Source organism: Cypionkella sp., from assembly GCF_034376685.1.
Classification (GTDB): domain Bacteria; phylum Pseudomonadota; class Alphaproteobacteria; order Rhodobacterales; family Rhodobacteraceae; genus Cypionkella.
Genome location: NZ_JAXMJJ010000069.1, coordinates 1 through 12,670, shown reverse-complemented (window position 1 = coordinate 12,670; position 12,670 = coordinate 1). Strand labels below are relative to the sequence as shown.

Below are 12,670 nucleotides of genomic sequence, written 5' to 3'. Positions count from 1 at the left end.
CCGCCGCAGCCGTTCTGCAATCGCCCCGGCGCCGCTCCCCACGCTCAGCCCGGCGGACAGGCTGAGGAACGGCTGGCCCGCCTCATCGAACTTGCCGCCGATGCGGGGCCGCACGTCGGCGCGCCAGTTGAACAACTGCTCTTTGATCTGGTTCTCGATGATCTCGCGGCGTTCCTCGACGATCAGCACCTCCTCCAGCCCCTGCGAGAAGGCGCGAATGCCTTCGGGCTCCAGCGGCCACGGCATCCGCACCTTGTAAAGCCGCAACCCAATCAACGCCTGCTCCGGCGCGCCAAGGCCCAGTTCCGCCAGCGCTTGCCGCACATCCTCATAGGCCTTGCCCGAGGCAACGATGCCAAAGCGGGCGCGGGCGTGGTCGATGATCAAGCGGTCAACGCCATTGGCGCGCGCAAAGGCGATGGCGGCATAACCCTTGTGCTCTTGCAGCCGTTCGTCCTGCACCAGCGGTGGGTCGGGCCAGCGCAGGTTCAGGCCATCTTGCGGCAGTTCAAAGTCGGTGGGCAGCACGAACTGCCGCGCCTCTTGCGCCAGATCGACGACCGAGGTGATCTCGACGGTCTCGGAGATCACCTTGAAGCCGACCCAGCAGCCCGAATAGCGCGACATGGCGATGCCAAGCAGGCCCATTTCAAGGAACTCATGCACCGACGACGGGTAAAGCATCGGCATCAGGGCTGAGATAAACGCATGGTCCGACTGATGCGGGATCGAGGACGATTTGCAGGTGTGATCATCGCCCGCAATCGCCAACACCCCGCCATGCCGCGCTGACCCCGCCGCGTTGGCGTGCTTGAAGACATCGCCCGAGCGGTCAACACCCGGCCCCTTGCCATACCAGATGCCGAGGATACCATCCTTCCGCGCACCCGGCGAGAGGTGCAACTGCTGGCTACCCCAGACGGCTGTTGCGGCCAGATCCTCGTTCAAGCCCGGCTGGAACACCACCTCATGCCGGCCCAGAAACTTTCGGGCCTTGACCAATTGCTGATCGTATCCACCCAAGGGCGAGCCGCGATACCCAGAGATGAACCCCGCAGTGTTCAGCCCGCTGGCGCGGTCGCGCCGCATCTGGGTCATTGGCAGCCGCACCAGGGCCTGTGTCCCGGTCAGCAAGACCGAACCACGCTCCGCCGTATACTTGTCGTCCAGCGTGATGGCCATTTGCATGCTCCGCCCGGCTTGGGCACTTCTGGCAACACTCTAGTGCAGGTTGCGTGAAACAAGGTCGCTATCGCTGACCTTATTGACGGCTATCCTGCAACATTGTACCACCTATATGACTATTCTGGGTAGGCTGTTCTGAATTCTACACAGATTTTATCGCATTTGTCATAACGGGTGAAGCATGCAGCTTGACGATTCGGATCGACGTATCCTGAAGGCGCTGCAAGAGCAGCCCGACCTGACGCTGCGGGAATTGGGAGAGATCACCGGTCTCAGCCACTCGCCCTGCTGGCGGCGGCTGCAACGACTTCAGGAGGCTGGGGCTATCAGTGCCAGACGGTTCGTCGTCGATCCAGAAGCCATCGGCTTCGAGATCCTGGTCTTTTGCTTTGTGAAAATCTCACATCACCAACGTGACAGACTCAAAGCCTTCGAAGATGCTGTGGCGAAAGTTCCAGAGGTCATGCAATGCTACTCCTTGAGCGGCGAATATGACTATGTATTGCAAGTAATCGCGACCAGCGTTCGTGAGTATGAGGCGACGGTAAAGAATGCACTTGTCGAGCTGCCAAACGTGCAGTCTATCAACACCAGTTTCACTCTGAAGCGGATCAAGAACAGCCTGAATGTGCCGCTCTAGAAACATTTGTCTATGGTCCTGCGGTCAACCCATCCTGGCGGACGGACGAGACCTACTTCAAAGTGAAAGGCGATTGGGTCCATCTTTGCCGGGCAATCGGCAAGTTCGGAAGAGCGTTAGATTTCATGCTGTAGAAGCGGCGCAATAAGACCGCAGCGACCAGGTTCTTTGGCCTTGCAATAGAGGCGACCGGGCTGCCGTTAGATCGTGATCGACAAGAGCGGTGCCAACGCCACCAGAATTACCGCAACAAAGCGCATTTTGAAACGCTTTGGCTGCCCAATCCCAATCGGGATGGTGCAGGTCACGTCCATGAACAACATGATCGATGCATCAAAAAGCGGATCCGAATCACGCAGGGCTTCAAGTCCTTCTTGTCCACACCAGCGACACTCGAGGACATTGAAGTTGCCGACATGATCCGTAAAGGCCTGTTAAAGCTTGGAGCCTGCCCTTTCGCCCAGCGTGCGGCATTTGTTGCCCAAGCGTCGACGAAAAATAGCCTGCGCCTTCTCATAAAAGAGCGTTGCGACACAACCCTAGCAGATCCCGGTCGCATCATCCGCGCGGCGCGTTAGCTTGACACGATGCTGCGCACGGCCTCGGCGGCGAGGGGGGCAACGCTACGGCGGAACGCTTCGGGGTCCCATTCGGACAGCGAGGCGACGATGTGGATTGCCGCAACCGGGCGGCCGGTTGCATCGGGAATGGCGACGCCAATCGCGATCTCGCCCATCAGGATCTGCTCGAGTGCCAAGGCATGACCGTTCTCGCGCGCCAGAGCGATCTGGTCGCGGATCAGCTGCGGATCGGTGATGGTGCGGGGGGTGAACTGACGGAACTGGGTGGCGGCCAGGATGGCATCCACCTCTTGCGGCGGCAGTTGTGACAGCACCGCCCAGCCGCCCGATGTGCAGGCGGTCGGCACGCTGTGGCCGACCAATGTGGCAAAGAACGTCTCGCGTTTGCTCTGCATCCGCGCGGCATAGACCATCCGTTGACCGTCAAAAAGCGACAGATCGACCCGCTCGCGGACATTGCGGCGCAGTTCCAGCAGGACCGGGCTGGCGCGGCGGACCAGCGGGTTCATGCGCAGGTAATCATGCGTCAGGTCGAGGATGGGCAGGTCGAGCCGAAAGCCGCGTCCGTCCTCGGCCAGCGTCAGATAGCCCAGCTTGCGGAAGGTGTGAACGATGCGTTGCGCCGCGCTGCGGGTCAGCCCGGTCCGGGTGGCGATCTGGGTCAGTGACAGAGCTCGATCTGCGCCCTGAAACGCTTCCAGAACGCTCATTCCGCGGGCAAGCGATTGAACAAATAATGCATCGCCGGGCGGGGAGGGGTCGGAAACTGGCTTTTCCTGCGGCATGGCGATCTCCGGTGTTGACATCGTTAAAAGTGCACCAATACATTCGTTATGCAATGCAACTGTATCGGATGGCAATACTATATGCAGGCACTTCAGCCCATTGACCGACGCAAGCGGATCGCCTTGGCGGGTTTCGCGCATGAAAGCAACTCTTTTGCGCCCAGCCCGGCGGATATGGCCGCCTTCGAGCAGGGCGGCGGCTATCTGCCGCTGAGCAGGGGGGATCAGATTCTGATTCGGGCGCGGAGCGTCAATCTGCCCGTCGCGGGCGCGATCAGCTATGCGGAACAGCATGGCTGGCAACTGCTGCCCCTGATCTGGGCGGGGGCGGTGCCCTCGGCCCCTGTGACCGCCAGCTGTTACCGGGCCATCACCGACGAAATCGTGGAGGGTCTGCGGCAATCAGGTCCGTTGGATGGGGTGTTTCTGGATCTGCATGGCGCGATGGTGGCCGAGGGGGCCCCCGATGGCGAAGGCACGCTGCTGGCTCGCATCCGCGACGTGGTTGGCCCCGATGTGCCGGTGGTCGCGGCGCTGGATCTGCATGGCAACATCAGTGCGCAGATGGTCATGGCGGCGGATAGGTTGGTGGGGTTTCGCACCTATCCGCATGTCGACATGGCCGAAACCGGACTGCGTGCGGCGGCGGCACTGGACCAGCTGATCGCTGGCGCGCGAAATTTCAAGGCCTTCCGGCAGCTGGATTTCCTGATCCCCATTGCCTGGCAATCGACGATGCAGCAGCCTGCGGCCGGACTTTATGATCTGCTGACCGACGCATCACAGGCCTCATTTTTCATGGGCTTTCCGGCAGCGGATTTCCCCGATTGCCGCCCCTCGGTCATTGCCTATGCCGATACGCAGCAGCAGGCCGATGCCACGGCCGACCAGATCGTGCAGGCTGTGCGGGATGCTGAGCCAGCGTTCCGGGGCGTGTCTTACGCGGCGGCGGAGGGTGTGGCCGAGGCGCAGCGGCTGGCCGCGACCGCTGGTCGCCCGGTGATCATCGCGGACACGCAGGACAATCCCGGCGCAGGCGGCAATTCCGATACGACCGGTATGCTGAGGGCGCTGATCGACGCCCGCGCGCAGAACGCAGCCATCGGCCTTATCACCGACCCGCAGGCTGCGGCGATAGCACATGCGGCGGGCATTGGTGCCAAGGTTGAGCTGTCTCTGGGCGGAAAATCCGGGATCAAAGGCGATGCGCCCCTGACCGGCATCTTTACGGTCGAGGCCCTGTCAGACGGGCATTGCCACGCCACAGGCCCCTATTACGGCGGCGCGCATTTGCAGCTTGGCCCCTGCGCCGCGCTGAGGATGGACGGGGTTCACATCGCAGTCTCTTCGGAAAAGGCACAGATGGCCGACCGCGAGATGTTCCGCTTCCTTGGTATCGACCCCGAGGCGCAAGACATTGTGGTCGTCAAAAGCTCGAACCATTTCCGTGCAGATTTTGCGCCCATTGCCCAAGCCATTCTGACCTGCACCGCGCCCGGCCCCATGCCGGTCAGTCCTGCCAGCCTTCCGTTCCGCCACCTGCATCCCGGCGTCAGGCTGGAACCATGCGGGGCGGTTTTTACTATCACCGCGTAAGCCTGACACCAAGATCAGATCGCGGTCCCGTTCAACAGAGAGGATACCATGTTCAACCGACTGACAGCGACCCTTCTGGCCACGACCCTGCTGACCGGCACGGCTCTGGCCGAAACCACCGTCAAGGCGGTGATGCACTCCGGCCTGCGTGTGCTGGACCCCATCATCACCACCGCCCATATCAGCCGCAACCATGCCTATATGATCTATGACGTGCTGATTGCGCAGGATTCGGAGTTCAAGCCGCAGCCACAGATGGCTGGCTGGACGATCTCGGATGACCTGCTGACCTACACATTCACCTTGCGTGCCGGGCTGGTCTTTCATGACGGCGCGCCGGTGACGGCAGCCGATGCCGTCGCCTCGCTGAAAAGATGGGGGCAGAAAGATGCCGGCGGGCAGGTCATCATGGACCGCACCGCCAGTCTTGAGGCCACCGATGCCAGCACCATCACCTGGACCCTGACCGAACCCTTCGGGCCGATGCTGGATGTATTGTCCAAGCAATCCGCGCTGCCGCCCTTCATCATGCCCGCGCGCGTGGCCGAAACCTCGGTCGACGAGGCGATTACCGATTACACCGGCTCGGGGCCGTTCCGCTTTGTGGAAGCCGAGTTCCAGCCCGGCCTGATCGTCGTCTATGAAAAATTCGACGAATATGTCCCGCGCGACGAGCCCGCCGACTGGATGGCGGGTGGCAAGGTTGTCAAAGTCGACCGCGTCGAATGGGTCAGCATGCCCGACATCCAGACTGCTGTGAACGCGCTGTCGGGTGGCGAGATTGACTATATCGAACAGATGCAGGTTGATCTGCTGCCGTTGCTGGAAGGCGATCCCGATATTGTCGTCGAGACGCGCGACTCGACCGGCATGCAGACCATGACGCGGATGAACTTCCTGCACCCTCCCTTTGACAATCAGCTGATCCGGCAGGCCGCGATCAAAGCCATCCAACAGGAACCGGTTCTGGCGGCGATGATCGGCAACCCGGATTACTACCGGATCTGCGGTGCTGTTCTGGGCTGCGGCACTCCGTTGGAAAGCGAAGCTGGTGCCACCACCCTGACCCAAGGCGGCGGTGTTGACGAGGCGCGTGCGCTGTTGAAAGAGGCGGGCTATGACGGCACCCCGGTGGTGCTGATGGCTCCGACCGATCTGGTGGCGCTGGCGACCCAACCCGTTGTCGTGTCGCAGATGCTGCGCGAGGCGGGGTTTACCGTCGAATTGCAGCCGATGGACTGGCAGACGCTGGTGACGCGCCGCGCCAGCCAGTCTGCTCCGGCTGAGGGCGGCTGGAACATCTTCATCACCAACTGGATGGTGCCTGAAATCTCGAACCCGATCTCGAACCCGATGCTGAACGGCCGCGGCGATGGCGCGTGGTTCGGCTGGCCCACCGATGAACGGATCGAAGAGCTGAAGGAAGCGTTCATCGATGCCCCTGATGCCGCGGCGCAGGTCGCGGTGGCCGAACAGGTCCAGAACCATGCGTTGGAGAACGGGCTGCTGATCCCGCTTGGGCAATATACCCTGCCGCAAGCACGCCGCACGACGATCACCGAAATGATCAATTCTCCGGTGCCGGTGTTCTGGGGCCTTCAGAAAGCCGAGTGATCTATCCCGAAACACTGCAGGGGCGGCTGCGTGCTGCCCCTGACCTGTCCGCCCGATCCTGAGGTTCGTAATGCTGGGTTACATCCTGAGACGTATTCTGGCCGTCATTCCGGTGATGCTGCTGGTGGCCGTTTTCGTCTTCCTGCTGCTGCGCCTGACGCCGGGCGATCCGGCGGCGATTATCGCAGGCGATATGGCGACGCCCGCCCAGCTAGAGCGCATCCGCGAGGCGATGGGCTTGAATCAGCCGCTGCATATCCAGTTCATCACCTGGGTCGGCCAGCTTCTGCGCGGCGATCTGGGGGTTTCGCTGATCTCGAACACGCCGGTTTTGACGATGGTGGCCGACCGGATCGGGCCGACGTTTTCCATTGCGATCCTGACGATCCTGATGTCGGTCGCGATGGCTGTGCCGATGGGCGTGCTGGCGGCGTGGAAACATCGCAGTGCTGCCGATTACGCGGTGATGACGTTTTCCGTGCTGGGCTTTTCGGTGCCGGTCTTCGTGATCGGCTATATCTTCATCCTGATTTTTTCGCTGCAACTGGGCTGGTTTCCGGTGCAGGGCTTTGCGCCCATCGGGTCGGGTCTGGGCGCGTTCCTGTCAAAAGCCTTCCTGCCTGCGCTGACGCTGAGCACGATCTATATCGCGCTGATCGCCCGGATGACCCGCGCCAATATGCTGGAGGTTCTGGGCGAGGATTACATCCGCACGGCGCGCGCCAAGGGTGCCCCTGAACGCACCGTACTGTTCCGGCATGCGCTGAAGAACGCTGCCGTGCCGATCCTGACCGTCATCGGATCGGGCTTTGCCCTGCTGATCGGTGGTGTGGTGGTCACGGAAACCGTGTTCAACATCCCCGGCATCGGGCGGCTGACCGTCGATGCCATTCTGGCGCGCGACTATCCGGTCATTCAGGCGATGATCCTGCTGACCAGCTTTCTCTATGTGCTGGTGAACCTGCTGATCGACCTCAGCTACAGCTTTTTTGACCCGAGGATCCGATATTGATGTCCCCTAGTCCTTCTCCTGCCTCGGCGATGCAGCCGGTCTTGCGGGCGCTGCGCCTGCCGCAATTCGGGCTGGGCACCAAGATCGCCGCCGTGGTGCTGGCCGTTATTGTTGCGCTGACGATGCTGGCGCAGTGGATCGCGCCGCATGATCCGCTGACCATGAATCCGATGGCGCGCCTGCAGGGCCCGATCGAGGGTCATCCGCTGGGCACCGACAATTACGGCCGCGACATTTTCAGTCGGGTGCTTATCGGCGGTCAGCTGTCGCTGATGATCGGTATCGCCACGGCGGCCGTCTCGGTCCTGTTGGGGCTGGTGATCGGCATGGTCGCGGGCTTCTTCCGCACGGCGGATGCGATCATCATGCGGATGATGGATGCGCTGATGGCGATCCCTTCGATCCTGCTGGCCATTGCGTTGGTGGCGCTGAACGGGCCTTCGGTTGGGTCCGTCATCGCGGCCATCACCATCCCCGAGATTCCTCGCGTTGTGCGGCTGGTCCGCGCGGTGGTGTTGTCCGCGCGCGAGGAACCCTATGTCGAGGCGGCCATTGCGCTTGGCACCCCGATGCACAAGATCCTGACCCGGCATCTGGTGCCGAACACGCTGGCCCCGCTGATCGTGCAGGGCACTTATATTCTGGCCTCGGCGATCCTGACCGAAGCGATCCTGTCCTTCCTTGGCGCGGGTGTCAGCACCGAGACCCCGACATGGGGCAATATCATGGCCGAGGGCCGGATGTTCTTCCGCATCAAGCCGGAACTGATCCTCTATCCGGGGATCGCGCTGTCGCTGTGCATCCTGTCGATCAACCTTCTGGGCGATGCGGCGCGCGACATGCTCGATCCACGGCTGAAGAAACGGGCGGGGTAAGGCGATGCTGTTCAAGACACGCAATTTCGATGACGCAGCCATTGTGCTGCAAGCCCGCGACCTGACCGTCAGCCTGCCCGAGACGCCGGGCAATCCGCAGGTGCTGAAATCCATCGACGTGACCATCCGCGCATCTGAGACGGTTTGCCTTGTCGGCGAATCCGGGTCGGGTAAGTCGGTGACCTCGCTGGCGATCATGGGGCTTTTGCCTGAGGCGCTGAAGGTTTCGACCGGGACCATCATGCTGCAGGGCCGCGATCTGCTGCCACTTTCTCAGGCGCAGATGCGCGAGCTGCGCGCTGCCCGCGTGGCGATGATCTTTCAAGAACCAATGACCGCCCTGAACCCGGTCCTGCGCGTTGGCGATCAGATCATGGAGGTGATGGAACTGCACACCACCCTGACCGCTTCGGAACGCCGCACCCGTGCTTTGGCGATCATGGAGCAGGTGCATTTGCCCGATATCGAGCGCATCTTTCGATCCTACCCGCACCAGCTTTCGGGCGGGCAACGCCAGCGCATCATGATCGCGATGGCATTGGTGCTGGAGCCTGTGCTGCTGATCGCGGACGAACCCACGACCGCGCTGGACGTGACAACGCAGACCCAGATCCTGCGGCTGATTGACGAATTACAGCAGAAACACGGGACAGCGGTGCTGTTCATCACCCATGACATGGGCGTGGTGGCCGAAATCGCCGACACGGTCTATGTCATGAAACAGGGCGAGATTGTGGAATCCGGCGCCGTTCAGACGCTGCTGCGCAACCCGCAAGCCGACTATACGCGCGCACTTCTCAAGGCCGTGCCGAGCCTGTCACCGCGTGCGGCGCGAGCCGGAACGGGGGATGCCGTGCTGCGGGTCGAAAACCTGAACAAGATCTATGGCGGTGGTGGCATCCTCAAGAAACTGCCCGAGGCCCATGCCGCCAAAGATGTCAGCTTTAGCCTGTCGCGCGGCCAGACCCTTGGCATTGTGGGCGAATCCGGTTCGGGGAAATCCACCGTCGCCCGCTGTATCATGCGGTTGATCGACCCCAGCGCGGGGCGGATCATGCTGGACGGCACAGACATCGCGCAGCTTTCGCGCAGTGCGCTGCGCCCGCATCGCCAGAAGTTGCAGGTTGTCTTTCAAGATCCGATGCGGTCTCTGAACCCGCGCTGGACCATTGCCGAGAGCCTGATCGAGGGGCCGCTGAACTATGGCACCCGTCGCCGCGACGCATTGGCCGAGGCCGCGCGCCTGATGGGCATCGTAGGGTTGCCCGAAGATGCGCTGGCGCGCTATCCGCACCAGTTTTCGGGCGGGCAGAGGCAGCGGATCGCCATTGCGCGGGCGGTGATGATGCGCCCCGATGTGCTGGTGGCCGACGAAGCGGTGTCGGCGCTGGACGTATCGGTGCAGGCGCAGGTGCTGGATCTGCTGGACCAGTTGCAACGCGATCTGGGCATCGCCATCGTCTTTATCACGCATGACCTGCGCGTGGCGGCCCAGATCTGCGATGATGTTATGGTGATGCAACGCGGCGCGGTGGTCGAGCACGGCCCCGCCACACAGGTGCTGGCCGCACCTGCCCATGCCTATACCCGTGCCCTGATCGAAGCCGCCCCCGGCCGGTCATGGGATTTCCAGAATTTCCGAGAGATGCCAAAGGTGCCCTATGCCCAACCTGCCTGAGATTGACGCTACTGCCGCTGATCTGACTGCGATCTTCCACGACCTGCACGCCCATCCCGAGATCGGTATGGAAGAGGTCCGCACGTCTGGTGTCGTGGCCACCAAGCTACGCGCCTATGGGCTGGATGAGGTGCATGAAGGCATCGGCCAGACCGGGGTGGTGGGCATCCTCAAGGGGCGCGGGCAAGGCAACCGCCGCGTGGGCCTGCGCGCCGACATGGACGCGCTGCCGATTCACGAGGCGACCGGGCTGGGCCATGCCTCGACCAATCCCGGCAAGATGCATGCCTGCGGCCATGACGGGCACACAACGATGCTGCTGGGGGCCGCGCAATATCTGGCGGCCAGCCGCAATTTCGACGGCACGGCGGTCTTCATCTTCCAACCCGCAGAAGAGGGTCTGGGCGGCGCTCGGGCGATGATCGCTGACGGGCTGTTCCGGCGTTTTCCGGTGGACGAGGTTTACGGCATGCACAACCAGCCCAACGGCCAGCCGGGACGGGCCACGCTGTGCAAGGGTCCGGCGATGGCCGGGGCATCCTTCTTCGACATCACCGTGACCGGCAAGGGCAGCCATGCCGCCATGCCGCAGCAATCGCGCGATGCGCTGGTGGTGGCCACAGGCCTTGTCGGGCAGTTCCAGACCATTCTGGGCCGCAACGTGGCATCGCTGGATCAGGCGGTGCTGTCGGTGACCCAGATCCATGCCGGCAGTGCCTACAACGTGCTGCCCGAAACGGCGACGCTGGCGGGCACCATCCGTTTCTTCAAGCCCGAGGTCCGCGACCTGATGCAAGCCCGCATGCGCGCCATCTGCGCGGGTGCGGCGCAGGGCTATGACATGACCATCGACGTGGCGTTCCGCGAGATTTTCGACGTGCTAATCAATGACCTCAACCTGTCGGATGCCTGGACGCAGGCCGCCGCCGATATCCTTGGTGCAGAACAGGTCAGCAACCAGTCGCAACCTGTCACCGGTTCTGAGGATTTCGCCGACATGTTGCAGCTGGTGCCCGGCGCCTATGGCAATCTGGGCCATGCGGGCACAGTGCCGTTGCACAATCCGGGTTTCGTGCTGGATGAGGGCATTCTGCCCGTGGGTGCCTCGATCTATGCCCGGCTGATTGAGCGCCGCCTGCCACTGGAGGGCACCGCATGAGCGCGCTTGACCTGCCCTTTGATACCGATGCGATACTACAGGGCCTGCGCCCTTGGATTGAATGCGAAAGCCCGACTTGGGACGCTGCCGCCGTCAGCCGGATGATGGATCTGGCCGCGCGCGACCTGTCGGCCCTTGGTGCCACCGTCGAGACCATCCCCGGCACCAAGGGCTTCGGCAGCTCGATCCGCGCAACCTTCCCGCACGCTGATCTGGGTAAGCCGGGCATCCTCGTCTCGGGTCACATGGACACTGTCCATCCCATCGGTACGCTGGAAAAACTGCCGTTCCGGGTTGAGGATGGGCTGGCCTACGGCCCCGGCATCATGGACATGAAGGGCGGCAACTACATATTTCTTGAGGCCATGCGCCAGATCACCCGCGCGGGTCTGACCACACCGCTGCCGGTGACCTTTCTGTTCACGCCTGATGAAGAGGTTGGCACCCCGGCCACCCGTGGCCTGATCGAGGACGCCGCCCGCGGCCAACGCGCGGTGCTTCTGCCAGAGCCCGCCTCGCCCGATGGTGGCGCGGTCATCGGACGCTATGCGATCGCACGCTTTGATCTGCTGACCGAAGGCCGCCCCAGCCATGCCGGCTGGGCGCTGAAGGACGGGCGATCCGCCATCGCCGCCATGGCGCGACGCATCTTGCAGATTGAGGCGATGACGACCGAAGACTGCACCTTTTCAGTGGGCGTCATCCATGCGGGGCAATGGGTGAACTGTGTTTCATCGACTTGCCGGGCCGAGGTGCTCAGCATGGCCAAGACGCAAGAGGATCTGGACCGGGGCATCGCCGCGCTGTCCGCGCTTCAGGGCAGTGAGGGCGGCGTTGATTTCACCGTGACCCGCGGCGTGACCCGACCGGTCTGGGAACCTCAACCCGGCACAATGGCACTTTACGATCTGGCGCGCGGGCTGGCGGCCCAGATCGGGTTCGAGATGATGGCGGGCAGTGCGGGGGGCGGATCGGACGGCAATTTCACCGGCGCGATGGGTGTCCCCACGCTGGATTCCATTGGCGTGCGCGGCAAGGGTCTGCACACGCTGAACGAACATATCGAGATCAGTAGTCTGCCCGAACGCGCTCGTTTGGCCGCCGGTCTGCTGACCCAAATCGAATGACAGAGCGGTCTGCCGACCCGCTATATCGATACCTTCAACGGATGAACCGCCATGACCCGACTGAATGAACTGACTGCCGCCGAAATGACCCAAGGATTTGCCAATGGCACCCTGTCGCCGGTCGAGGTGACACGCGCCGTGCTAGCCCAAATCGACCGCTGCGAGCCCGAGCTGCACGGCATGTGGACCGTGGATCACGATCTTGCAATGACTGCCGCGCGCTCATCTGAGGCACGCTGGAAAGACGGCGCGCAGATCGTCTGCAACGGCGTCTCGCTGGACGGGGTGCCGATCACCATCAAGGAAAACATCGCCACCAAAGGCGTGGCCATGCCTCTGGGCACCACGGTCAGCAATATGACCCCGCGCCCCGCCGATGCCCCCCCCGCCGCCCGGATGCGCGAAGCCGGTGCCGTCT

The 12,670-nt window shown here is 62.6% G+C and carries 10 protein-coding genes and 2 pseudogenes; 10 read left to right on the top strand and 2 right to left on the bottom strand.

Annotated features, from left to right (window positions below):
- A pseudogene (locus U1A24_RS13355) lies at positions 1–1,188 on the bottom strand (indolepyruvate ferredoxin oxidoreductase family protein); the annotation flags it as partial.
- 178 nt (positions 1,189–1,366) lie between these two features.
- Here U1A24_RS13355 and U1A24_RS13350 point away from each other — a divergent pair.
- Both U1A24_RS13350 and U1A24_RS13345 read left to right on the top strand, forming a co-directional pair.
- Entirely contained in the window at positions 1,367–1,825 is a 459-nt protein-coding gene (locus U1A24_RS13350) for an Lrp/AsnC family transcriptional regulator (RefSeq protein WP_322322464.1), read from the top strand.
- A 44-nt stretch (positions 1,826–1,869) separates the two neighbouring features.
- A pseudogene (locus tag U1A24_RS13345) lies at positions 1,870–1,959 on the top strand (IS6 family transposase); the annotation flags it as partial.
- 440 nt (positions 1,960–2,399) lie between these two features.
- Here the strand turns inward: U1A24_RS13345 and U1A24_RS13340 are convergent.
- The gene (locus tag U1A24_RS13340) at positions 2,400–3,191 is read right to left on the bottom strand and encodes an IclR family transcriptional regulator (protein ID WP_322322465.1); all 792 of its coding nucleotides are present in this window, start codon (positions 3,189–3,191) and stop codon (positions 2,400–2,402) included.
- A gap of 81 nt (positions 3,192–3,272) precedes the next feature.
- Here U1A24_RS13340 and U1A24_RS13335 point away from each other — a divergent pair, with 81 nt between their 5' ends.
- The 8 genes from U1A24_RS13335 to U1A24_RS13300 form a co-directional block, all read left to right on the top strand.
- A complete protein-coding gene (locus U1A24_RS13335) occupies positions 3,273–4,787 on the top strand; it encodes a M81 family metallopeptidase (protein ID WP_322322463.1) in 1,515 nt (504 codons plus the stop codon).
- Between the two features lie 48 nt (positions 4,788–4,835).
- Positions 4,836–6,401, top strand: coding sequence for an ABC transporter substrate-binding protein (locus U1A24_RS13330; RefSeq protein ID WP_322322462.1), 1,566 nt, complete (start codon positions 4,836–4,838; stop codon positions 6,399–6,401).
- A gap of 70 nt (positions 6,402–6,471) precedes the next feature.
- Positions 6,472–7,413, top strand: coding sequence for an ABC transporter permease (locus U1A24_RS13325; RefSeq protein ID WP_322322461.1), 942 nt, complete (start codon positions 6,472–6,474; stop codon positions 7,411–7,413).
- Positions 7,413–8,288, top strand: a complete 876-nt coding sequence (locus tag U1A24_RS13320) for an ABC transporter permease (protein WP_322322460.1) — start codon at positions 7,413–7,415, stop codon at positions 8,286–8,288. The genes U1A24_RS13325 and U1A24_RS13320 overlap by 1 nt, the downstream gene beginning before the upstream one ends.
- 4 nt (positions 8,289–8,292) lie before the next feature.
- The gene (locus U1A24_RS13315) at positions 8,293–9,966 is read left to right on the top strand and encodes an ABC transporter ATP-binding protein (protein ID WP_322322459.1); all 1,674 of its coding nucleotides are present in this window, start codon (positions 8,293–8,295) and stop codon (positions 9,964–9,966) included.
- Complete coding sequence (locus U1A24_RS13310) at positions 9,950–11,125, top strand: M20 aminoacylase family protein (protein WP_322322458.1); 1,176 nt, start codon at positions 9,950–9,952, stop codon at positions 11,123–11,125. The genes U1A24_RS13315 and U1A24_RS13310 overlap by 17 nt, the downstream gene beginning before the upstream one ends.
- Positions 11,122–12,252, top strand: coding sequence for a M20/M25/M40 family metallo-hydrolase (locus tag U1A24_RS13305; protein ID WP_322322457.1), 1,131 nt, complete (start codon positions 11,122–11,124; stop codon positions 12,250–12,252). The genes U1A24_RS13310 and U1A24_RS13305 overlap by 4 nt, the downstream gene beginning before the upstream one ends.
- Before the next feature lie 51 nt (positions 12,253–12,303).
- A partial coding sequence (locus tag U1A24_RS13300; RefSeq protein ID WP_322322456.1) for an amidase family protein occupies positions 12,304–12,670 on the top strand: 367 nt, incomplete at its 3' end.

Bases quoted from the DNA above. Each gene is read 5' to 3' on its own strand.
- U1A24_RS13330 (WP_322322462.1), top strand. From the start codon at position 4,836: ATGTTCAACCGACTGACAGCGACCCTTCTGGCCACGACCCTGCTGACC.
- U1A24_RS13315 (WP_322322459.1), top strand. From the start codon at position 8,293: ATGCTGTTCAAGACACGCAATTTCGATGACGCAGCCATTGTGCTGCAA.
- U1A24_RS13340 (WP_322322465.1), bottom strand. From the start codon at position 3,191: ATGCCGCAGGAAAAGCCAGTTTCCGACCCCTCCCCGCCCGGCGATGCA.
- U1A24_RS13335 (WP_322322463.1), top strand. From the start codon at position 3,273: ATGCAGGCACTTCAGCCCATTGACCGACGCAAGCGGATCGCCTTGGCG.
- U1A24_RS13350 (WP_322322464.1), top strand. From the start codon at position 1,367: ATGCAGCTTGACGATTCGGATCGACGTATCCTGAAGGCGCTGCAAGAG.
- U1A24_RS13320 (WP_322322460.1), top strand. From the start codon at position 7,413: ATGTCCCCTAGTCCTTCTCCTGCCTCGGCGATGCAGCCGGTCTTGCGG.
- U1A24_RS13310 (WP_322322458.1), top strand. From the start codon at position 9,950: ATGCCCAACCTGCCTGAGATTGACGCTACTGCCGCTGATCTGACTGCG.
- U1A24_RS13325 (WP_322322461.1), top strand. From the start codon at position 6,472: ATGCTGGGTTACATCCTGAGACGTATTCTGGCCGTCATTCCGGTGATG.
- U1A24_RS13305 (WP_322322457.1), top strand. From the start codon at position 11,122: ATGAGCGCGCTTGACCTGCCCTTTGATACCGATGCGATACTACAGGGC.